A 23,464-nucleotide genomic window follows, 5' to 3' on the forward strand; every position below is an offset into this window, starting at 1 on the left:
ATCTTTAATACTAGAGTTTCAGAAATGGAATGCTGCGATAACATATATGATAAAATCCAGGAACTGCTGGGCAGCATTCCCGGAAATGTCACCATTCTCGAAGAGCAGATTGATGCAGATATACAAACTGAATACTACGAATATTCAAAAAATATCGGGAAAAGTTTTGACAGGGATAAGGTATTAAAAGAAAAGGAAAATATATTTCTGAGCGATATTGATGAAGGGCAAAAGAAGCAGATGCTTGCCCAGTTGGCCTGTATTGACAGTGTTGAAGCTTACAGAACCCTTGAAAGGTATATCGAAAATAAAGAAACCGGCTTAAAGGATTGGGCTACACTGGCTTTTAAGGAAAGCAGGCTGTTGATAGAGAGCAAACTACTTGATGAGAACCAGGTGCTGATATCAACCGGTCTGGGCGGAAAAGGTCTCAGGCTGCGTTATTATACTGTGCTGTTATCCGAAGGACAAAAACCGTTTACTGTTTTTGAACAGGAAACGATTAAAAAGGAACTTGAATACTCTTTGAGAAAGTATGGAGGGGAGCCTGAAAAGATCAATTTCGACAGGGAACTCTGTAGCGTTCTTACAATAATACCTTTGCAGGCACCAGTTCAGCGGCTGTTTGATGAAATAGTAGCCGAGTGTAACCAATACGGGAATTTCCTTAATTCGGAATATATAATAACCAATGTCAGGGTATTCTCGAACCAGGAGATAAGGGAAATGATCAACCAGTAAATAAAAAAAACCCGGAGTGAATTACCCCGGGTTTATTTTTTAGCGTTTGAAATTTAATTCTGGATCTTTTCTTCATCAAATTCAACGCCTTCAAGATCGTCAAAATCAACGTTGGTGTAGTTGTCGGTTAATTCTTCGCCTTCCTGGCCATTACCATCGGTTTTAACGGTTTTAATAAATTCAATCACTTCCTGGAATCCTTCGGCGAATTTGTCGAAATCTTCTTTATACAGGAAAATTTTGTGTTTCTCAAAGAAAAAGCGTCCGTCTTTCTGAAACCGCTTCTTGCTTTCAGTAATCGTCAGGAAATAGTCATTTCTTCTGGTGGCCTTAACATCAAAAAAATAGGTTCTTTTTCCTGCTCTGACCGCCCTCGAGAATATTTCCCGGTGATCTGAATCTTCGGCGGTCCGGCTTTTTTCATTCCGATCTTCAATCATACGTCAGGGGTTTTTAGTAGAGTATTTTAGTCATTTCAAAAATAGGAAAATTTCCTTTGCAAGCTCAATAAGGACTGCGAAAAATTTGTTTTTTTAAGAAAATTGCGTTATATTATGAATTTTGCAATTTCATCTTCCTGATTTGAAAAAATGCATTTATTTTGCAATCTCAAATCAATTGATTTATTATAGCACCGGAAACACAGCACGTTCTTTATATATGATCAGCCGAAGGATTTTAAGAATTAAGATTTTACAGCTCCTGTACGCCTACTTCCAGGGAGCTGACTCTGCAATGGCAAAGTTTGAGAAAGAACTGTTTTTCAGTATACAGAAAACCTATGATCTATATCACTACCTTCTTTTGTTGATCATTGATGTTGCTGATTATGCAAACTCCCGTATTGAAATAGCCCTTCAGAAAAAAATTCCCACACGCGAGGACCTGAATCCCAATACCAAGTTCGTGGACAACCAGGTCATTCAGCAATTGCGGGTAAACAGGCAATTGAACCAATACCTGAATACAACCCGGCTTTCGTGGGTAAATTCACCAGAGCTTATAAAGAAACTTCATAACCGGATCAGGATGACTCAGTATTTCAAAGACTATATGGAACATCCCGAGAGAAGTTATGAAGAGGATAAGAAGCTCATCATTGAGATCTATACAGGTGAAATCATCAATACCGAGAGTATATACCAGACGCTTGAAGAACAAAGTATTTACTGGAACGACGAAGTGGAATTTGTGATCAGCATGATTGCAAAAACAATAAAGGATTTTAAGGAAGATGACCAGGAGACAGCGGAGTTGATGCAGTTATTCAAGAACGATGATGACCGCGATTTTGCCCGTGACCTGTTCAGGAAATCCGTTGTACATAAGGAAGAATATATTAAGCTTATTGAATCGTATACCGAAAACTGGGATGTGGAAAGGATAGCTTTCCTCGACATGCTGATTCTTGTCATGGCAATCACCGAAGCTGTGGCTTTCCCTTCCATACCTACGCGGGTTACAATTAATGAATATCTTGAAATCGCCAAATTCTACAGTACCGAAAAAAGCAGTGTTTTTATAAACGGCTTGCTTGATAAAATTTTCAAGCATCTGAAAGACAACCAGAAGATTGTTAAGACGGGACGGGGGCTGATTGGGGAAGTATGATGCCGTCATTGCGAGGAACGTGCCAAATCATTGATTATAAGACAATTTCATGTCGACGAAGCAATCTGCCTGAACAGGAAGGACGCTACGATGAAAAAGGTACCTGAATGCTGTTTTCTGGTGAAGTCCTGCATGTGCTGGCAGATTGCTTCGTCGCTTTAATTCCTGCTAAAATCAGAAATATTTTCTGCTCCTCGCAATGACGGGAAAAAATTCTAATTTTGCAGTGAATTCTTCTAATATTAAATAATAAAAAAGATCAAATGAGCAATTTTTTAAGTGTTGTTTTAATGGCTTCACCAAACGGCCAGGGTCAGTCGAATCCCTTATCTTCCCTGATTCCCCTTTTACTGATCATGGTTGTATTTTATTTTTTCCTGATCCGCCCCCAGATGAAAAGACAGAAAGAGCTGAAAAATTTCAGGGAGAGTCTTAAAAAGGGTGATCACATTATCACTGCAGGTGGTATATACGGTAAGATCAACAACATCCAGGATAACGTCATTACTATCGACGCCGGCAATAATGTGTTGCTGAAAGTGGATAAAAGCGCCGTTCTCAGAGACACCTCTGATGTTCAAAATCAGCAGCAATAATTGTTTGAATTAACAGCGTTTAAGGTATATTTGTTATATACTTTAAACGTCTGTTGTTGAGTGAAAGAACTAACATAAAGCTGTTGTCCGTATTTAAAAAATACATGCAACGCATTTCAGGGTCTTCTTTCATGCAGGAAAGGAGATTCATCACATTCTTCTTTTTTGTACTTCTTTCAGCTGCCTTCTGGTTTATCCGGTCACTGGGCGAACAATACGAATCCAGGATTGATTACCCTGTCCGTTATATCAATTTTCCTGAGGACAAGGTGCTTGTAGGGGATGTTCCATACAAACTTCATCTGACAGTAAGGGCAAAAGGCTTCAGCATTTTGCGCAGCAAACTCAACCTTGACCTGGTTCCTCTCAGGTTCGACATTAATTCGTTTTCACTTGACAGCAAAGGCGTGGATACTTTTTTTGTAGTTACTGAATCGGTTAAAGATATACTATCGGCTGAACTGAAGGAAATGACGATTCTGAATATTGCCCCGGATACCCTTTTCTTCAAATTAACAGGAATAGAAGTAAAGAAAGTGCCTGTAAGGCCTGTGCTGGCAATGAACAACAAGTTTTTCAGGCAGCAGTTCATGCTCAACGGCCGGATATCTGTTGATCCTGATTCGATTATCATAAGCGGACCGGCTCTAATAATTGACTCTGTCAATCATGTTGAAACTGTTCCTATCAGTTACACCAACCTGGCTGATACTGTTACAACCCGTGTAAATCTGAAGTCGCTGAATATGATTACTTTTTCTCAGCAGAAAGTGGCAGCCACCATTCCTGTTGACCGCTTTACAGAGGTTGAACAGAGGCTTACAATTGTTCCGGTGAACGTGCCTGATTCGCTGAATCTTATTGCCATACCGGGCCAGGTTTCGGCCACTTTCAGAATTACCCTGAGCAACTACAATAAAGTAATCAATATGCCGCTGGTTCCTATGGTCGATTATAAATCAATAACCGGGAACTCGCAGCCACGGCTCACTGTTTTTCTTGATGATACGCCGGATTATGTTATCAACCTGCGGTTTAACCCAAAAGCCACTGAGTTCATTATCACCCGAAAATGAGGAAAATTGGTGTCACCGGAGGTATAGGAAGCGGAAAATCATTGATTTGCAAAGTATTCTCCCGCTTCGGCATTCCTGTATATTATGCGGATGACGAAGCTAAAATTCTTTCGGATACTCATCCTGAAATAAGAAACACGCTGATTTCATGGTTTGGCAATGAAATTTATGCCGGTGATGTACTAAACCGTCCTATGCTGGCAGATATCATTTTTAAAGACAGAGAATGGCTGAGCCGGGTAAATGGTCTTATCCATCCCAGGGTTGCAGAGCATTTCAAATCGTGGTGCCTTAAATTTCAGGGTTCACCATATATTATTCATGAAAGCGCCATACTATTTGAAAGCGGTGCCTGGATGAATTTCGACGCCATTATCGGGGTAACGGCTACTGAAAGCACGCGATTAAAAAGAGTAATGAACAGGCCTCAGATGTCACCTGGAAAATTCAGGATGATCATGCAAAACCAGCTACCTGATAATGAACTGGCTGAAAGGTGCAATCATATAATTGTTAATGATGATCATACCCTTGTAATCCCGCAGGTGATGAAATTACACAAGACTTTCATTTCAGATTGAAACTATGAAAAAAATAAGCAAATGGATTGGTGCCGGTCTGGGCTGGACACTTGGCGGTCCTATCGGGGCGATCCTCGGATTTGCGTTCGGCTCCTATGTGGATAACTCCGATCCGGATACATACTACAGGAAGGAAACAAAGACAACAACAGGCGACTTTGTTGTAAGCCTCCTGGTTCTTATAGCTGCCGTAATGAAAGCTGACCAGAGGATCATGAAATCGGAGCTCGACTATGTGAAAAACCATCTTACCCGTTACTTTGGCGCCGAGGAAGCTGCCAACCAGATCCTGATGCTCAGGGATATTATAAAACAGGATATCCCGGTACGCGATGTAACCCGTCAAATCCATTCAAAAATGGATTATCCCTCGCGACTGCAACTGATGCACCTTATATACGGAATTGCATTGGCTGACGGCACTATTTCCGAATCCGAAACTATACAGCTTGAACAGATAGGTGCTGATCTTGAGATCAGCCAGGCTGATCTCAATTCGTTGAAAAATATGTTTGTGAAAACAACTGACTGGGCATATAATGTTCTTGAAGTTTCACCCTCTAATACAACTGAAGAAATTAAAACAAAGTACAGGCAAATGGCGCTTAAAAATCATCCCGATAAGGTTGCTTATCTCGGAGAGGAAGTGAGAAAACAGGCTGAATCCAAATTCGTAAAAATCCAGGAAGCCTGGGATGCCATAAAAAAAGAACGGAACATAAATTAACCTGACTTTTCATACTATCCCGGATTTAAACTTTTGATTATTTTTGCAGCACATTAAACACCAATTACAATGGATTTAAAGGAAATCATGTCGGTTTCAGGACACAGCGGCCTATTCAGATTTGTATCACAGGGACGGAACGGTATTATTGTTGAATCGTTTGCCGATAAAAAAAGGATGTTCGTGACTACTTCTCAAAAAGTAAGTTCATTGAATGATATTGCCATTTTTACTGACGGGGAAGAAGTTCCTCTGAAAAATGTGCTGAAAAACATTCATGAGATGCTGGCCGGTACGGATGCCCCTGATTCCAAATCATCACCTGATGAACTGAAAAAGTTTATGGAAAAGGCGCTTCCTAATTATGACCGGAACCGTGTTTATGTTTCCGACATAAAAAAACTGGTAAGCTGGTATAATACCCTTCTTTCTATGGATATGCTTAAGTTTGATGAAGAACCGGCTGAAGAAAAATCAGAGAACAAAAACCAGGTTGCTGAAAATCCGGAAAAGAAGGAAACCAAAAGCGTACCCGCAGAAAAAAAGACTCCTAAAAAAGCCAAAAAATAACGTCCGTTACCGGACAGATAGTGTTTGAATTCAGACACTTTCAATCTACTGAAACGTTACCCCTGATGCCTGTAATTATTTGTAATACAGGCATTTGGCGTCTTTGGCATACATTGTGATTCATAGGAATCAAATCTATAATTCTGATACCATGAATAAACAATTGAGCATCCGCGGTCTTAAAATTCTGATCGTTACAGCAATTGTTGCCGGTACTCTCAATTTCACACTCCAGGCTCAGAACACCCGCAACAATGAGCTGAATGCAGCACTTGCATCGCTGGAAGAATTTATTTCAAACAGCAGGCAATCTCTGAAGTATGTGGCACCTGTGGAAGATGTTACCCCTCAGGAAGAACAGGAAGCCTTTAAGAATCTCGAAGAAATAACGGCATCCATGAATACGGATATCATTTATAAAGCACCCGTTTCCGATGGTATTGAAAAATCAACTGAAAACCGGGCGCTTGCAGCTCTGCCCTTAAACAGGAAACCTGTAAAGATTGAAGTAAATAATTCCCGTGAACAATGGCTGATCAATGCCGGATATTATAAATCGAACCGTACACCGGCCTGGAATAAGATCAAAAACGTTCTTTCATCCAGACCTGATGACAAAGTTTATATGAATGCCCTGTAGACAAAAACCTTATTAAAAGTGCCAGAAATGCGAACAATTCCTGTTCGCATTTTTTATTTTCCACTATTTTTGTAAATACACTAATGAATACTGTCTTATGGAAAAAGGGCTGAGGAGCTTACTTTGTGCATTTATCCTTATCACCGGTACCAACCTTTTTTCTCAGCCACCCGACAGCCTGATACCGTTTGACCAGGCCTACAAAAGATCCTATTATACAACCCGTATTCAGAGTGCAGTGCCTGTTATAGACGGCAAACTGGACGATGCATGCTGGGCAAACGATGGAAAATGGTCTCAGAATTTCATCCAGAACACCCCTGTCGAAAGAGGAATACCGACCTATCCTACCCGCATCAAAATTCTTTTTGATGATAAGAATATCTATTTCGCTCTCAGGGCCTGGGATCCGGAACCAGGAAAAATTAACCGTTTTGTTAACAACAGGGATGACAATTCGGTAGGCGACCTGATCAGCGTTGCCTTTGACACTTACCATGATTACAGGGCTGCCACTGAGTTTAACATTAACGCCGGCGGTAATAAAACCGACCTGATCGTAACCGATAATCTCTCTGTTAATCTAAACTGGAACGCAGTATGGGAAGGAAAAACCGACATAAACGATTCTTCATGGACTGCTGAATACAGGATACCGCTGAACCAGCTAAGATATAATCACAGTGATACCGGCATGGTGTGGGGGCTTCATGTTCGCAGGATCATAAGGCGCACCCAGGAAGTCGACCAATGGAGCCTCATCCCCCGTAAAAACAGTGGCCATGTATATTCTTTCGGAACCATGTACGGTTTAAAAGGAGTTCAGAAACCAAGGCTGGTTGAATTTTTGCCCTATGCTTCTGCTAAAATAACAACCGAACCAGGCATTGCGGGTAGTCCTTATGCTACAGGATCACGATGGAACGGCAATGCAGGAATTGACGCAAAACTGGGTATCGGCGATTTCACCATGGATATTACAGTGAATCCGGATTTTGGCCAGATTGAAGCTGACCCATCCGTCATGAATCTGACAGCTTTCGAAACCTTCTATGAAGAAAAACGGCCGTTTTTCCTTGAAGGAAAGCATATTTTTGATTTTACAGCCGATCAGAATCTTATGTTTTATTCAAGGCGAATTGGTCATGCCCCTTCCTGGCAGCCTGGGGCTGATAACATCAATTCTTTTCAGAAGGTACCCGAATTCACCAATATAATCAATGCCGTTAAGCTGAGCGGTACTACCCGGAATGGCGTATCAATCGGGATTATGCAAAGTACAACGCAGGAAGAACGGGCCCGGTACACAAACAATGACATTGAGACCAGGCCGGCTGTTGAGCCTCTTACAAGTTATGTTGTCGGCAGGTTGCAGAAAGTTGCCGATAAGGGGAATACACAGGCAGGGGTTATGTTTACGTCTGTCAACCGGTTCATCAATGATGTGCAGCTTGAAATTCTGAATAAGAATGCCTTTGTGGGCGGGATCGACTTTCTGAAATACATGAGGAATCGTGAATACTTCATCGATTTCAAAGGAATGGTAAGTCATATCACCGGAGAACAGTCTGCCATGATGGCTCTTCAGCGGAATGCCCTTCACTATTTCCAGCGTCCGGATGCCCTCAATTACCTGGGCGTGGATTCAACAATCAGGTCGCTCACCGGCAGCGGCGGCTATATCAGTGCCGGTCGGCAGGGCAATAAAAAATTTATATTCTCTGAACGCGTTAGCTGGTCATCACCCGGTTTTGATCTGAATGATGCCGGATACCTATATATGGCCGACATTGTACTCAATTCGACAAAGCTTGCCTTCAGGCAGACTGATCCCGGTAAAATATTCCGGAATTACACGTTAACCATGGGACAGATGAACGGCTGGAATTATGGCGGAAGAACAACGTACAACGATTTGAATGTACAGTTCGTTTCAGTGTTCCATAATCGCTGGGAGCTTAGTTTCCAGGAAACATACGTTCTTTCTGAATTAGGAACACGGATGCTGAGGGGCGGACCGGCATTCCGCCTGTCACCTTACTGGAAAAGCGTTCTGATATTCAATACCGATAAATCAAAACGGGTAATGTTCAGGATTCAGAACACGAGCCTCATCAGTACGGATGGAATTACAAGGAGCAACATTGCCGAGCCTTCACTCACATTCAGGGTAGGAAACCACTTTTACATCTATGGCGAATTTGAGTACCAGTTTAATTCAGACAACTATCAATATGTAACTACATTGCCCGATGAAGAAGATTTTCAATATATAATGGCTCGTATACGTCAGAATACCTATAACTTTACCCTGAGAGTCAACTATAATATAACGCCCGATATTTCGATCCAGTATTACGGTAGTCCATTTATGTCGAGTGGCAGGTATAACGACTTCAAGTATGCGCTGAATGCAGCTTCAAAGAATGAAGAGGATAAAACAGCTCCCTATGCTTCAACCGGGTTGAATCCTGATTTCAGTTTCAGGGAATTCAGATCAAACCTTGTTGCACGCTGGGAATACAGGCCCGGATCAACGATTTACCTTGTATGGTCGAACCGCCGCCAGAACCGCGAGAACGCTTATCACCCGTCGCTCGGACATAACCTGAGTCAGATGTTCGATACCGACCCGGTAAATATTTTTATGGTTAAGATGAGCTTTTGGCTTGGATTGTGAGTAGGAAGTAGGCAGTAAGGAGTAAGGAGTATGGAGTATGGAGTATGGAGTATGGAGTAGTGAGCAAAGACCTGATTCAGAGTCGGAGTATGATGTTTGATGTTTGAAAGATTCTAAAAACCCAATACAATGAAAAAAACCGTTATTCTTTTCGTTCTGACAATATTCACACTGGTCCCCATGATGGCTCAGCGTGATACACAAAGCCTTTATGAGCACAAAGTTAAAGTGTACTCGAGAATGAGTAAAACCGGATGGATATTAACCGGAATTGGCAGTGGATTTGCCGTGGGCGGTGCTGTTGCGCTGGCTACCGTTCCGAATGAGTTTTGGCATGATGACGACGATTATTATGATGATTTTGATGGCGATTACTATGGTGAAGGAATACAAGCTGTTGCAGGCATTATCTCACTGGGTATTGGCATTGGCATGTTAACCGGTGGAATTGTTATGGGCAGCATAGGAACCCATAAAATGAAAGCCTACAAAAGCAAACTCGACAACATATCGTTCACACCGGTTGTAACACCCCGGGTCCAGGGATTTTCGCTGGTTTACCGGTTTTAGCTTGAACTGACGATATCAAAATTGAATGTTCCGTTTCCGCGGGTCATCATTACCCTGAGCCAGAGCGGAAGAATCATTTCCATGCCCCTTGAGGCGGATATATCACCCAGATCAACGATCTTTTCCTGTTTCCAGCCGAATTCAGACAGGAGTTGAACGACAGTAGATTTGGCGCTTACCGAATTCCCGCAAAGGAAAACATTGTGATTTCCGTCGGCTATCATTGAAGGATTGATCATTAATCCGCACCACATGGTATTCAGGGCTTTGACAACATTGAGCTTTGGAAACGAACGCTGTATTTCCTCGCCCAGCGATGTGGTGTTGCACATGGAAGGTATCAGTACCGGGGGCATACCCTTTGATGAGTCCAGGGGATTCGCTACGTCAATCAATACTTTGCTGTTCAGGGGTGCCACACCGGCCATTTTAAGAGCCGACAGGGATGCACTTCCGCTGGTAGCATTGATCACGATTTCGGCAAAAGCAGCAGCATCGGCATAGGTCGCTACCTTTATATCATTATTGGTCCTGTACCATTCTGAAAATGTCGGTCCCCCATAGGAATCCCGCGTATTCCGCGTCATGGTGTTTTCAACATTCCGGGTTCCTACAATTACCTGGTGTCCAAGTGTATGGAAACGTCCGGCCAGAGTCTGACCCACCACGCCAGTACCAAAAACTGCAATTTTCATAGATTAGGTTTTATGCCATACGAACACCCGAATGCCATATTAAGTTTAGCGGTTAGTAATTACAGCCGTGATCCTTGTATTCAGAATGGTTAAATAGTTAATTTTACCTAAAATTGCTTCAATTTGAAAAGGCTTTTCCATATTGCGGTTGCCCTGCTTTTCCTGGGCTCGTGCACATCATCGATATCTCCCCCGGTTAATGAACTTTACAGTGTTACCCGTGTTGTGGACGGGGATACGTTCTGGGCGTACAATCCGCAGGAAGGTGAAATTAAAATTCGCCTCATAGGCCTTGACGCGCCCGAAATTCATAAAACAGCCAAAAAAAATATCGGCTATTATGGAACAGAATCAACCCGTTATTTAGAGCAATTGGTAGGTGGCAAAAATGTAAGACTTGAATTCGATGCCGGAAAATATGACAGGTATAAACGGGTGCTCGCTTATGTATATCTCGAAGACGGTACGTTTGTGAATGCAGAATTGATCAGGCAGGGATATGCAACCGTCCTGACCGTTCCTCCCAATGTTAAATATGCAGATGAATTTGTAAAGCTTCAGAGAAAAGCCCGGAGAAGTGGCAGGGGTATGTGGGGAAAAAGTTGACGTTGATTAAAGTATTAAGGAGTATGTCTCTTTTAAAAAGAATATTTGGCAAGCCGGAGGGTAAGAATGAAAAGCTCGTTCCGGTTTCCCCGGTTCAACAGGATGGTCAGGAGGAAGACGACCCACGGTCGTTCCTTGATGTGATCAGCGATTTTGCCAGCCAGGTTAATGAAAGTAAGCATCAATCGTATGGCGGCGAAATGCACGGGGAACTGCCCGATCTTAAGGCGCATGATTTTCCTGAAGCGCTAATGCCGGAGGATACGATCAGAAAAATAAATGAACTTCGCCTGATCATCAGGTCTATTGAAAGCAGGCCTGTTTCCGATACTGAAATTACACTTTCTCGCCCGTATAAAATAAATTATACGGCAGAACTCAACCGGGCTCAGCTCGAAGCGGTGACTTCCATAAATGGTCCGGTGCTTGTAATTGCGGGTGCCGGGAGCGGTAAAACACGCGTTATCGTATACAGGGTTGCCTATATGATTGAAAACGGTGTTTTCCCCCAGGATATTCTATTATTGACCTTTACACGAAAAGCAGCCGCCGAAATGATTGGCCGTGTTCAGGAAATCCTTAAAGAGAACAGCGTTCAAAAGATCTTCGGAGGAACTTTCCATTCATTTTCAAATTATGTTCTCCGGAAGTACGCGAATATGCTTAACCTTTCATCAAACTTTACCATTATCGATACGGAAGATTCGGCAGACACTATTGATCTGATCAAAAGTGAACTGAAAATGGTAAAGAAAGACAAAGCTTTTCCGAAAAAACACCGGATACAGGATATCATTTCTTCATCAAGAAACAGGAATCTTACTATTCGTTATGTTATAGAAAATGAATTTTCAGGATTGAATGATTTTATACCGCAGATTGAACTGATTGCACAAGCCTATGAGAAATACAAAAAGATTTGCAATCTCTTCGATTACGATGACCTGATGGATGTTCTGCGTGATTCACTGCGGGATAACCTGCAGTTCAGGATAAAAATGCAGCAGGAATACAAGTATATTATGGTGGATGAATACCAGGATACAAATGTTGTGCAGAAGGAAATCGTTGAATTGTTGACCGGAAGGCAGCAGAATGTAATGATCGTGGGAGACGACGCCCAGAGTATATACTCGTTCAGGGGTGCCAATTATGAGAACATTTTGCGTTTTCCCCAACAGTATCCTGATTGCCGGGTGATAAAAATTGAGGAGAACTATCGCAGCAATCAGAACATTCTTGATTTTACGAACGATATTATCCGCAATGCCCACATCGGTTACAAGAAGAAGCTTTATTCAAGGATCGCCAGGCAGGGACTTCCTTTCGTAAAGAAATTCTATGATCAGCAAACCGAAGCTGATTATATTGTGACCAAAATTCTCGAATTCCGTGAAAAGGGAATCAGTCTGAACCAGGTCGCTGTTCTGGTAAGGGCCTTCTGGCATGCCCGCTATATTGAAATCGAGCTGAACCGAAGGGGAATTCCTTATGTGGCCGTCGGTGGTCTGGCTTTCAACGAAAGAAAGCATGTTAAGGATATCATTTCGTACCTGCGGATCGTTCAGAACCCTTATGACGCCGTTGCATGGCACAGGATCCTGAAATATCTGCCGGGAGTGGGACTTATAACAGCCAGGAAGATCATTGAAAGGATAAATGCCGAGAAACAGTTTACTATCAGTTCGTTTGAAAACAGCAAATTTGCCGAAGGCCTGAAGGAGCTCACCTCCATGCTCAATAAAGCATCAAGGCCGGAGTTATCAGTGTCTGCAAGAATTGAAATAATTAAAGAATATTACTCGCCTATATTGCAGGCCACTGAACATGATTACCAGGTGCGACTTCTCGATATCGATGTCCTGATTGACCTTTCGTTAAAATACGAATCACTGAACCGGTTCCTTACAGATTTTGCGCTGGATCCTCCGTCGAAGAAATTCGGCGACAGGTCTACTCCTCTCATTGATGAAACTGAGGACAAACCATTGACTATTTCAACAATTCATTCGGCCAAGGGGTTGGAATGGTATGCCGTCATCATTCCGCATGCGCTGGACGGGCTTCTGCCATCGGTGAGGGCGTTAAAGAATATTGAAGAGCTTGAAGAGGAAAGAAGGCTCTTTTATGTAGCCTGCAGCCGTGCAAAGCAGGAACTTCTTATCACCATGCCATCATATGTAGCCACTTACCAGGGCTTCCTCTCCTACCCCAGCCGGTTTCTGGTGGAGATTGAAAAAGGGAAGTATAGTTATGAGTAATGTGCTAATGAGTTAATGTGCCAATGTGCCAATTTGAAAATAGTGAGATATTAATTAGCACATTGGCACATTGGCACATTGGCAAATTAGCACATTATAATTAATTCGTATAAAACACAACTGCGGCCACGGCAACAGCAGTGAGAAACAATCCCATAGGCAACAGCAGTTTTAATTCGGTCATTGGCTTCAGGTCATGATTTTCAAAGCTTCGTTGCAGGTTTCTTAAACTCAGGAATAATCCGGTCAAAATTGCAATGGCCTGGATCCAGGGAATATATTGCGGTATGAGCTGATGCCAGGGTATGTTAGCTGTTCCGAAGAAATCCCATCCCCAGCCGAACGGATCCGAAAGTGACTGTTCAATAAAAGTAACATTCACAAAAAGCATAGGGATTACAAAAGAGATCCACAACATCAGTCCCAGTGGCAACAGCGATCCCGAAAAATGAAGAAAAGTGATCTTCCTGCCTGAATCTTTTTCAGACAATCGTATGCCTGCTTCAGCAGCCAGCCAAACAAGGGCCGGCACGATAAGCAATACGAACACCCACATGATTACTGAATAGATTCCGAAAAGATCCCAGTTCTTTTTATCGATAATATTGATGAAATCCCTTATGCCGGGCCAATGACCTTCATATAAAATACTGTATACAATCGAAAGGGCAAATATGGCTATAGTCTGCCAGGCCTGTGCAAGACTACGGGTTGACAACTCATTGGCAAAAGGCCTTGTGTAGATGGTCACATTATCATAGGCACAGCTTCTTGTACATTCCAGGCAAAGTCCGCAATCCGAGCCTTCTTCAATTTTTCCTGCATCCAGACCATATGGACATGCCCATCCGTAATCACTTCCGTTTTTGCATGATTTTTTCCTGCATTTGCTGCATACTGAACCCGACCTGGAATGCAGGACGATTTTACTGGTTCTGGAAAAAGGTCCTACAAAAACACTAACGGGACAAAGATACCGGCAAAAAGCGCGATGTTCCCAAATGAGTGCTAAAACCGTAGGAACAAGAAGAAGAAGGAACACAGTAACTCCTGAGGCAAAAGGTACTGCAACCAGGGTAGTTGAAAAGGTGGCAAAAACCATAAAGACGAAGAGCTTCGGCCATTCGTTGCTGAGCCGTTCAGGCCATTTGATCCATAACCCGTGCCTTTTGCCCTCATTTCCGTTATCGGGTCCGAAGAACGTATGCCTCTGAAACCAGTCGCCGAAAAACGGCAAAGGGCATATGGTACACCATATCCTGCCGAACAGAGGGGTCAGAACGGCAACAAGTACGAAAAGCCAGACAGCCCACATAAGAAGAACACCCAGGTTGCGCCCTGAAACCTTAGTCCCCAATGCCGTTGTCAATATCACTATGTAAATCATCACCATGGCCAGGATGGTCAGGATGAACTGGGGCCATCGTGATACGACCAGGTTACGTATGAATTTACTTTTCAGCAGGTCTCTGCCGTTATCAGTGCCGCCTGATACCAGTTTTAATGAAGGTTTTCTGAAAAAGCCGTATATCCATAAAAACAGGACAGCGGCAAGGCAGCCCAGGCTGAAGAGTAAAAGTGTATTCGGAAGAATAATGAGTTTTCCCTGTTCAAATGCATGCATAGGGCCACACCACACATGGCACCTGTAATTGCTGCGTGAAACAAGGTAATTTTGTATGCCCGGATGATGTGCAACAAGGATGACTTCTCTTGTATCAACCGGTGCCATGGAAGGATTGCTGACACTGAAAACAGAAACATCATCCCTGGAAGGACTTACCTTGGCATCCACGTCAAATTCTTCGAGATAGAAGGAGTGGCCGGTATCGCGGGTCTTAAAGTTCAGATGCAATGTATCACCCCTGTGACACCGAATAACGGATGGTTCCTTTCCATAGCGAAAACTGGTTACGGTAATGTGACGGCCTGCAGGTTGAACGGTGAAGAACTGGCCAATGAAAGCAACAAGAATACCAACAAGCGGAATGAAAAGTTTTTTCACCTGAAAATCATCTTTTGAGATTCCCATTGTTCAACCAAACAGTGACCCTGCTCATACGGTCATATGGAGGATAAGCATGCATACCGCCTGTCACGAAATCCATCAGTCCGTCCTTGTTAAAATCGGCCATTTCAAGAGTGATGACATGAGTAGGGTTATTGGTTATATCATGTTCTGTGAACTGCTGTTTCCCGTTATTCTCAAGCCAGATCATGCTCATGGATTCCGGCTTGTCCCAAAGGTTGAATGCACTTACGGCAAAGAGGTCAAGGTCGCCGTCCTGGTCGATATCGATAGGACGTGCATTATATGCGCCAATGAAATTGCACAGCCTGTGAAACTCGAATACCAGGTCTCCTTTATTTTCAAGCCATTGAACACCATGCCAGGGTCTTCCCTGAGGAGGTATATAATCGAATGCATCTCCGTTTGTATACAGGATATCAAGGTCATTGTCCCTGTCAAGATCGCTCAGATATATTCCGCTTGAACCGAAGTCTTCATTGCTGGATCCAAAAATAAGCTTCGTTGTAAAATTGCCTTTCCCGTCATTTACAAAAAGATAAATTTCCTCCCATTCCTGGCTTATGAGCGACAGAATATCAAGATCACCATCCTTATCTATATCGCTGAGTTCAACATTTATTCCGCCTGACAAGTGCTGCAGAATATGGCTTTCAAATTTCCAATTGCCAAGGTTCTCTATCCATCTTGTTTCTCCGTCATCGTAACCAAACTGTGCAACGGCAAGGTCCATATCACCGTCACCATCCAGGTCGCCTGCCCTTACATCGGAAACACGGGCAATTTTGTCGGCAACATTATGTTTGATAAAAGTGCAATCGCCTTTATTTTCGAGCACAAGCACAGTGCCGATCTTATCGTTGCTCGGGAAAAGCAATCCCAGCACAGCAACCATAATATCCTTGTCGCCGTCACCATCGAAATCTGATACCTGAACATGAGCGGGAGCTATAAAACCGGATGCAAGCACTTTTTCCTTATAGGTATTCAATGGATATTGCCTGATCCATGAAATCGTGTTGCTCAGAGCGTCGCATATAATGATATCCTGCAGACTGTCTCCATCAAGGTCAGTCACCGTGAGATTAGAAATCAGGGGTGGCTGAGTTATAGCGTCACCTACCGGCATAGGTTTCAGAAAATCGATCTTTGCACCTTTCGCGGTTTCAATATCTGCTTCTTTCTTCTGGCCTGTCCGGTTGGTAATCCTGTGTAAAACTTCTTTAACCGTAATACCGCTTCGTTTAGCCTGTAAATTAAGTATAACTACAGGTAAACCTATAATAATGGCAAGGACAAGAATAACGGAGATAATATTTTTAGTTATTGAATTCTTTCGGTTTGTAGTTTTATGTTTCGGCATGATTAATGGCATTAGTTTTTTATGCATCTGACCGATGCTCCATAGATTTTCTCGTATGTCATGAAATTGATATCACATTTCGGATAATTAAGAACCCTTAGCCATGCACTGATTTCATCATTGGAGGTAGATGACCACCAGTAACCGAAACTGCCTGAACCATAAAAAACACCTGACCTGTTCCGGCAACCCGAAGGCAATCCGTTAAAAGACCCCACTTTGTTTTCCTTGTCAAGCCTGTTATCGATTCTAAGTATCATAGCCGATTTTACACTACCACCCAACAAATTGATCATAGCCGTCCATTCATCATCGGTTGTAACATGCCAGCCCTTCGGGGCTAATCCACGGGGATCAGTAACGGCATACCAGTTATATAATAAACCCTGCTTATCCGCGTTTTTGTCATTGCCATCCGGATAGCACCATGCCGGTTTTCCCTGCATTCCGAAATTAACCCACTCCTCATCAGTTCGGGCAAACGGAATGTCATCCCCGTTCCTGAAATGCAAAACGCGGAGATTTTCAGCCATCCAGATCTGGTTGCCGATCTTTAGTTTTTCATATGAATTACCGTCTGAATCCTTTATTGTATGGCTGCATGATAATAGAAAAAGAACGGATGTAAAGCAACAGAAAGGAAAAAAAATAAACTTCATTTTAGGTTTTTCTCAGATTAACTTCAACTCAATATTTAAGGGAGAATGTAGATTCCATTCAGATTATCTTTTCTTTTATGTAAAAAACGGATGCTCACTCCAAAAGACACCGCTACCGGTTTACCGTTTATGGTTCCGGATTTCCATGAAGGCATTCCGGATAAGGCCCTGATGCACTCATCATCCATATCCTTCCTTACACTCCTTTTAATGCTGACCTCTTCAGGTTTGCCTTCGGATGAAATCACAAAACGGGCAATAACCCTGCCTTCATATCCCTCGTTTGCTGCAGATTTCGGATACCGGATTGTTTTCCTCAGATAGCTTTCAAAGGCATCCTGACCACCAGGGAATTCAGGCATATTTTCACAGAACATATAAACGGTGTCATTGGAATGTCCGTAAGTAGTGTCAATTATGAAGTCATCGGGAGCTTTAACAGTATCTGTAAGCGATATAGAATCGGAAACAACCAAAGATACAGATTTATCAGGGTTAGTTATACATGCACCTGCCAGATTGAACAGAATAATTGTAATTACGATTAATCGCATTTCGAAAAACTAAGAAATAGTACTTTTCAGATCAAAGCTAAAACGACTTTTCAATCAGGACACCAATAATCGACGAAACCCTAAAATGTGTGTACATAAAATTTAATTATATGTACCACCGGAAAACCTCATTATGTCATAATGATGAATTTTATGGCTGTTTTTTTAGTATTTTGTATCGCACTTTACAACCCAAAATTTCACATTATGAAAAAACTAAGTCTGCTGACCATTTGCATTTCCTTCATTTTCCTCTTTACAACCTGCGAAAAGGATAGCAACACAAAACCTTCTCAAAAAGAATCAAAGGTTTTTGATGTCACCTATACGGATAATACCGTTGTAATCGATAGCCTGGCGATTAATGATGTCCGGATCGATACTGCTGCTTACACCTATTACTTTGACAATAATGATCCCAACCTTGATAACCTGGAAACAGGCGATATTCTTATCCTTTACGGGGTGGCCCTGAGACGGGTGACTTCAATTGATATGATCGGAGATGAAACCCGTGTTGAAACCGAATATGCTTCACTGAATGAAGCAATCAAAGACGGAGAAATTTCGTGGAACAAAAAAATAAGTTTTAAGGACGGAGTTGTTCCCACAGTGATGATGGGCGGAAAACCGGTGCCCTTCAAGTCGACATCATCTGATGGTTATGAATTTGAATTTACATACGGCCAGTATGATTACAGTATAAAATTTGACTTTGCTGAATCGAGTGCGAATGTTGAATTTGGCATTACAAAAAAGCTTGTGAATCCGATTACAGCCAGGTTTACCGCCAAAGGTACAATTAACAACTTCAATTCTGAAACAGATATGAAGTTTGAAAACAGTACGCTTACTTCCTTTGATCAAAAGAATGCAAATATTTCCGGCGACCTTACATTGAATCTTACAGTGGCCGGATCGGGAAGTGATGCGCTCACTTTCGACTTTCCGGTCGTCCTTTTGAAATATCCTTTGATGGTTGGGCCTATACCTGTGGTGATTAACGTAAAAGTTCTGTTTGTGGTGAATTGCGTGGTTCCTGTAGACGGTTCATCGCAGGTTGAAGCCAAATTCAGTTACAATTCAACCACAGGAGTGAAATATAATGGCAGTGATGTAAGTGCCGATGCCACAATCGGTGATTATACAATTGGTAAGAAGCTGAACCAGACCGGTGCATCTTCAGCCATTGCAGCCAATTTCGGACTTGCATTTCCGAGGCTTGAACTGGAGTTGTTCGGGGAAGTAATTGTGCCTTATATCCAGACTGCTTTTCTGATCGGAGGAGACTATACTTTCACCCCGGCCTGCCAGCAGGCAAAGGCACAGTTCATAGGAGCGTGCGGGGTTGATTTATCCTTCCTTGGATTTGGCTACAGCGCCAAGAAAACACTGTGGCAGGAGGAAAAGATACTGCTGCAATCAGGGGATTGCGCGAAATAGTTAAAACCTGTAAACCAGCCCAAACCCGGCTGAAGTGCCATTATACCGGAGACCAGCTGAAAGCCCGTCCAGTTTCTTTTTATACTGGATTACCTTTCGTTTGCCTATTGATTTCAATATGGAGCCTCCGATTATCATGTCAATGCCGAAACCGGTTCCATATACACCTACATAATACAGAGGATCAGCGGTATAATCATATTCGTAACCATGTTCTACCGATAATATCGAATATATAGAGCCAATACCTACCAGGGTTGTAACTGTGCCGGCGAATTGCAGGACCGTGCCTGTTTTCTTCATTTTTGTATAAGACAGGATTTTATGCTGGTAAAGTACCTGTGGATCAGTGTTCCGCTCAACAACCTGGGCTTGAATCTCGGATGCAAAAACAAAAAGCAGAACTATAAAGAATAGAGGTTTAATAAAATGGGGTTTATAACCCGTTTTACGGATAAAACCGATAGCGGTTACAAGAGTATTTACGATTTACGATTTACGATTTACGATTTACGATTTACGATTTACGATTTACGATAAGAATGAGTGATTGGTGACTGGAGATTGGTGACTGGTGACTGGTGACTGGTGACTGGTGACTGTGTCCCTAACGTCCCTAAGGTCCCTGGACTGATCACAAATCAATGATTACCTTTTACTGACCATATCCTCATCTCTACCCCATCCGCATTACCTGTTGAAGAACTTACATTTACTGAATCAAGACTTTCACGGGGAAAAATAAGATCCGTAATCACGTACACGCCGCCATTAAAGAACAGTTCGGCAGAACACCGATCGATATACAGATCCAGGGTGAATAGCCCGGATCCGGTGCCTGTAAATACACTATGAACATTTGATGCAAAAAGTGTATCGAAATCCGAGATTCCTGCTGTTCTCCGGTCAAGCCACAACTCACCGGTGCCTGAATCAAAGCCTGCAATCAATTTCTGTCCTTTTTTGTTGGAAACGGTGAGTATGATTTGTTCCGGTTTATCGCCCCCGGCCTTCACACGTATGTGTGATGCCTGCAATTGCCGGTTCTCAATTACAAGGCTGTCAGCTTTTTCGAATTCCCTGACAGGTGCACTTTTCAGCAAATATTCATCTTTATTCAGTACAAGCGAAAGCTCCCTTGGAATGGTCATTGCACTTCTCCAAGGGTGTGTCGGAACTTTCTGTGCATAGGCCCAGTTGCTCATCCATCCCAGAAAGATCCTGCGGTCACCTGTATTCGACCATGTCACACCGGCATAATTGTCCATCCCGTAATCAACCCATTTTACATTGGATTCTTCCCATGTAAAACGGTGACCGTCAAAATTACCTATAAAGTATTGAGTTCCGGATCCGCCATTCGGAGCACCGGGATTAATGCTTACAAGCAGAACCCATTTTTTTACAGCTTCTTTACCGGCAACCGGTAATTCAAACAAATCGGGGCATTCCCACACACCGCCGTGTGCGCCGACTGCCTGGCCGAATTCACTTTCAAATTTCCAGTGAAGCAAATCAGGTGACGAATAAAATTGTACCCTGTCTGCAGCAGCAAGGGTCATAATCCAAACCTTTGAGGGTTCATACCAGGTAACCTTCGGATCACGGAAATCCCTGATCCCGGGATTGCGGACCACAGGATTGCCGGGGTACTTTGTCCATGTTCTTCCTTTATCGGTACTATAGGCCAGTCCCTGGTACTGAAAATCGTTCCTTCCTTCGTCGGCCAGCTTCTGATTATGATAGGCATAAATGGCAACCATAGCCGGGTTAAGGCTGTCGCCAAGCCCTGATGTATTCTGCAGGTCCATTACCGCACTACCGGAGAATATATAACCAAGACTGTCGGGATACAGTGCAATGGGTAAATGATTCCAGTGAACCATGTCGGTACTGACGGCATGTCCCCAGTGCATCGGTCCCCAAACAGTCGAATCGGGGTAGTACTGGTAGAACAAATGGTATTCGCCGTCATAATATACAAGGCCATTAGGGTCGTTCATCCAGCCTGAATCCGGGGTGAAATGATAAAGAGGACGGAACGGCTCGGAGGATGATGTAACTGAAAGCTGACGATTGCAGGCTGCCAGAACCAGGATTGAAAACAGGAGGATGGAAGACAGTTTCATAGTTTGTAGTTTATTAAAGTCCGTCATTGCGAGGAGCTTGAATCACAATGATTATGGTAATTAATAATCGCGACGAAGCAATCTGCCCGAACTGGAATGGCTTAGTAAAGACATTCTGTTCGCTGTTGTACTTTTTGTGATGTTCTGCCTGTGCCGGCAGATTGCTTCGTCGACAGATAATTCTGCTATAATCAATATTATGTTACGCTCCTCGCAATGACGTTCTTTTTATGCCAGCACCAAATCAATCCCCGCATCCCTGAATTCCCGAACATAGCTTTCATCCAGCCCGGTATCGGTTACAATGTGATGAATGTCGCAGGCCAGGCATATATTCGTTAGTTCAGCGCGGCCGAACTTGCTTGAATCCGTAACAATGTAAACCGCTGAAGACCGGTGAATAATATGTGCTGAAATTTCAGCCCTCAGAAGATCGCGCAGGGTAAATCCTGTTTTCTTCGTATAGCCGTCGATCCCGATAAATGCCTTATCAAAGTTAACATTGTCGATACACAGTTTGGTGATCTTGCCGACAAGGCTTTCACTTTCATGCTGGTATAGTCCGCCCATCAGCACTACCCTTGCCTTTCCTTTTTTTCTGAACTGCCTTGCAATAAAAACATTGGTGGTTATAATGGTAACATCCTTTCTTACAAGCTCCCTGGCAAGCAACGCATTTGTCGATCCTGATTCGATCAGTATGGTTTCACCGTCTTTTATCATATCGGCAATTTTTCTGGCGATCCGAAGCTTGTTTTCATAGTTCATACTCATCCGGGTTGAGATATCGTCGGCTTCACCGATTATCGCACCACCGTGAACCCGTTTCAGAAGTCCTTCTGATTCAAGAAAGTTCAGATCCTGCCTGATGGTGACAGAAGAAACATTCAGCGAAGCAGCCAGATCCTTGACTGAAATCTGGTTATCGCCGTCCATCATCCGGAGTATCCTGTTATGTCGTTCGCTCAGCATAATTCAAAAGCAAGTGAGGCTGCACCGATAACACCGACGTCAGGCCCTATTTGGGATACAGCGATTTCAAACGGGTCAAAAATCATATCCCTTGCCAGGTCATAGAAGGTTTTCTTTATATGCGACAGGTAAAAATCGCCCCAGCTGAGCAGTCCTCCTCCAAGAACAATCAGGGGAGGATTCAATGCCTGGAAGATATTGTAAAGGCCGATACCGACATACCGGGCGCTGTCGAGAACAATGGCTTCCGATACGGGATCATGGCAATCAAGGCCTTGTTTGATAAGCTTCCCGTCAACCTTTGACAAATCAAATCCTGCAGGCAAATTAAGTTTGGTATTCATGCCACTGCCTGTTTTCTTCCGGAACAGATGTGGTAGCGCCATACCGCAGGCAACAGCCATAAGGCACCCCCGGTTACCGCATGTACAGGTCAGTTCACTGTCAGGTTCCACGATTGTATGACCGAATTCGCCGGCTGTGCCTGTGAGTCCCCTGTAAAGCTTCCTGTTTATAATGATTCCGGCGCCAATTCCAGAGCTGATTGTCAGGAAGATCATGTCATCAAACCCTTTCCCGGCGCCAAACTTGTATTCACCGAATGCCTGTGCGTTGGCATCATTATCCAGAATAACAGGAACCTGAAAATGCTTTTGTACCGAATCCCGCAAGGGAAAATCCTTAAATCCTTTCAGGTTGGATGTAGTGATGATCACCCCGTCCCTGAACCTGATATGGCCTGCGCAGCCGATTCCTATTCCGATAAGATCGCTTTCGGTAAGGTGATTTTGTTCCAGGAGTCTTTTCACATTCCCTGCAATTTGTTCCACAAGCTGGTCTTCCTGTTTGGCAATATGATCACAGTCGATGCATTTGTCAATCAGGGTACCATCCTGTTTCACCAGCGCAGTGCAAAGTTTGGTGCCACCGATGTCGACTCCGCAAAGTATTTTTCGCATTG

The 23,464-nt window shown here is 43.1% G+C and carries 23 protein-coding genes; 13 read left to right on the forward strand and 10 right to left on the reverse strand.

Features of this window, described 5'->3' with window-relative positions; all coding sequences use genetic code 11:
- Positions 1-24: 24 nt before the first annotated feature.
- The gene (locus VK179_16025; protein HLO60259.1) at positions 25-741 is read left to right on the forward strand and encodes a hypothetical protein; all 717 of its coding nucleotides are present in this window, start codon (positions 25-27) and stop codon (positions 739-741) included.
- Positions 742-794: 53 nt separating this feature from the next.
- Here VK179_16025 and VK179_16030 read toward each other — a convergent pair whose 3' ends face one another.
- Positions 795-1,181 carry a DUF3276 family protein gene (locus VK179_16030; protein HLO60260.1) on the reverse strand — a complete coding sequence of 129 codons (387 nt, stop codon included), beginning with the start codon at positions 1,179-1,181 and terminating at the stop codon, positions 795-797.
- 220 nt (positions 1,182-1,401) lie between these two features.
- On the opposite strand from VK179_16030, the gene nusB reads away from it, so the two are divergent.
- From nusB to VK179_16075, 9 genes are all read left to right on the forward strand, one after another.
- Complete coding sequence (gene nusB / locus VK179_16035; GenBank protein HLO60261.1) at positions 1,402-2,352, forward strand: transcription antitermination factor NusB; 951 nt, start codon at positions 1,402-1,404, stop codon at positions 2,350-2,352.
- A gap of 263 nt (positions 2,353-2,615) precedes the next feature.
- Positions 2,616-2,948, forward strand: a complete 333-nt coding sequence (gene yajC, locus VK179_16040) for a preprotein translocase subunit YajC (protein ID HLO60262.1) — start codon at positions 2,616-2,618, stop codon at positions 2,946-2,948.
- Positions 2,949-3,052: 104 nt separating this feature from the next.
- On the forward strand, positions 3,053-4,024 hold the full coding sequence (locus tag VK179_16045; GenBank protein ID HLO60263.1) for a hypothetical protein: 972 nt from the start codon (positions 3,053-3,055) through the stop codon (positions 4,022-4,024).
- Positions 4,021-4,605 carry a dephospho-CoA kinase gene (coaE, locus tag VK179_16050; GenBank protein ID HLO60264.1) on the forward strand — a complete coding sequence of 195 codons (585 nt, stop codon included), beginning with the start codon at positions 4,021-4,023 and terminating at the stop codon, positions 4,603-4,605. Before VK179_16045 ends, coaE begins: the two co-directional genes overlap by 4 nt.
- A 4-nt stretch (positions 4,606-4,609) precedes the next feature.
- Positions 4,610-5,332 carry a TerB family tellurite resistance protein gene (locus tag VK179_16055; protein ID HLO60265.1) on the forward strand — a complete coding sequence of 241 codons (723 nt, stop codon included), beginning with the start codon at positions 4,610-4,612 and terminating at the stop codon, positions 5,330-5,332.
- 69 nt (positions 5,333-5,401) lie between these two features.
- Positions 5,402-5,902: a DUF5606 domain-containing protein gene (locus VK179_16060; protein ID HLO60266.1), complete on the forward strand. Its 501-nt coding sequence runs from the start codon at positions 5,402-5,404 to the stop codon at positions 5,900-5,902.
- A gap of 151 nt (positions 5,903-6,053) precedes the next feature.
- On the forward strand, positions 6,054-6,542 hold the full coding sequence (locus VK179_16065) for a hypothetical protein (protein HLO60267.1): 489 nt from the start codon (positions 6,054-6,056) through the stop codon (positions 6,540-6,542).
- Positions 6,543-6,639: 97 nt separating this feature from the next.
- Positions 6,640-9,222: a DUF5916 domain-containing protein gene (locus VK179_16070; GenBank protein HLO60268.1), complete on the forward strand. Its 2,583-nt coding sequence runs from the start codon at positions 6,640-6,642 to the stop codon at positions 9,220-9,222.
- Between the two features lie 129 nt (positions 9,223-9,351).
- Positions 9,352-9,792 carry a hypothetical protein gene (locus VK179_16075; GenBank protein ID HLO60269.1) on the forward strand — a complete coding sequence of 147 codons (441 nt, stop codon included), beginning with the start codon at positions 9,352-9,354 and terminating at the stop codon, positions 9,790-9,792.
- On the opposite strand, the gene VK179_16080 is transcribed toward VK179_16075, so the two are convergent.
- Positions 9,789-10,487 (reverse strand): NAD(P)-binding domain-containing protein, encoded by a 699-nt coding sequence (locus tag VK179_16080; protein HLO60270.1) that lies wholly within the window; start codon positions 10,485-10,487, stop codon positions 9,789-9,791. The two genes, VK179_16075 and VK179_16080, sit on opposite strands and share 4 nt — an antisense overlap.
- Positions 10,488-10,610: 123 nt before the next feature.
- Between VK179_16080 and VK179_16085 the strand changes: the two genes are divergently transcribed.
- Positions 10,611-11,093 (forward strand): thermonuclease family protein, encoded by a 483-nt coding sequence (locus tag VK179_16085; protein ID HLO60271.1) that lies wholly within the window; start codon positions 10,611-10,613, stop codon positions 11,091-11,093.
- Between the two features lie 23 nt (positions 11,094-11,116).
- Positions 11,117-13,354 (forward strand): ATP-dependent helicase, encoded by a 2,238-nt coding sequence (locus tag VK179_16090; GenBank protein HLO60272.1) that lies wholly within the window; start codon positions 11,117-11,119, stop codon positions 13,352-13,354.
- Between the two features lie 100 nt (positions 13,355-13,454).
- Here the strand turns inward: VK179_16090 and VK179_16095 are convergent, their stop codons facing one another.
- Genes VK179_16095 through VK179_16110 form a run of 4 tightly spaced genes read right to left on the reverse strand, consistent with a single transcriptional unit; the run spans position 13,455 to position 17,959 of the window.
- Complete coding sequence (locus VK179_16095) at positions 13,455-15,359, reverse strand: 4Fe-4S binding protein (protein ID HLO60273.1); 1,905 nt, start codon at positions 15,357-15,359, stop codon at positions 13,455-13,457.
- Between the two features lie 7 nt (positions 15,360-15,366).
- A complete protein-coding gene (locus VK179_16100) occupies positions 15,367-16,746 on the reverse strand; it encodes a VCBS repeat-containing protein (protein ID HLO60274.1) in 1,380 nt (459 codons plus the stop codon).
- Between the two features lie 11 nt (positions 16,747-16,757).
- Positions 16,758-17,405: a fibrobacter succinogenes major paralogous domain-containing protein gene (locus VK179_16105; protein ID HLO60275.1), complete on the reverse strand. Its 648-nt coding sequence runs from the start codon at positions 17,403-17,405 to the stop codon at positions 16,758-16,760.
- 35 nt (positions 17,406-17,440) lie between these two features.
- Complete coding sequence (locus tag VK179_16110) at positions 17,441-17,959, reverse strand: energy transducer TonB (protein ID HLO60276.1); 519 nt, start codon at positions 17,957-17,959, stop codon at positions 17,441-17,443.
- Between the two features lie 207 nt (positions 17,960-18,166).
- On the opposite strand from VK179_16110, the gene VK179_16115 reads away from it, so the two are divergent.
- Complete coding sequence (locus VK179_16115; protein HLO60277.1) at positions 18,167-19,402, forward strand: hypothetical protein; 1,236 nt, start codon at positions 18,167-18,169, stop codon at positions 19,400-19,402.
- On the opposite strand, the gene VK179_16120 is transcribed toward VK179_16115, so the two are convergent.
- The 4 genes from VK179_16120 to VK179_16135 all read right to left on the reverse strand — a co-directional run bounded on the left by VK179_16120 (position 19,403) and on the right by VK179_16135 (position 23,462).
- Positions 19,403-19,705, reverse strand: coding sequence for a hypothetical protein (locus tag VK179_16120; protein HLO60278.1), 303 nt, complete (start codon positions 19,703-19,705; stop codon positions 19,403-19,405).
- A gap of 338 nt (positions 19,706-20,043) precedes the next feature.
- Positions 20,044-21,531: a glycoside hydrolase family 32 protein gene (locus tag VK179_16125; protein HLO60279.1), complete on the reverse strand. Its 1,488-nt coding sequence runs from the start codon at positions 21,529-21,531 to the stop codon at positions 20,044-20,046.
- A gap of 228 nt (positions 21,532-21,759) precedes the next feature.
- On the reverse strand, positions 21,760-22,503 hold the full coding sequence (locus tag VK179_16130) for a DeoR/GlpR family DNA-binding transcription regulator (protein HLO60280.1): 744 nt from the start codon (positions 22,501-22,503) through the stop codon (positions 21,760-21,762).
- Entirely contained in the window at positions 22,497-23,462 is a 966-nt protein-coding gene (locus tag VK179_16135; protein HLO60281.1) for an ROK family protein, read from the reverse strand. Before VK179_16135 ends, VK179_16130 begins: the two co-directional genes overlap by 7 nt.
- Between the last annotated feature and the right edge of the window lie 2 nt (positions 23,463-23,464).

The sequence above is a fragment of the Bacteroidales bacterium genome (genome assembly GCA_035299085.1).
Lineage (GTDB): Bacteria > Bacteroidota > Bacteroidia > Bacteroidales > UBA10428 > UBA5072.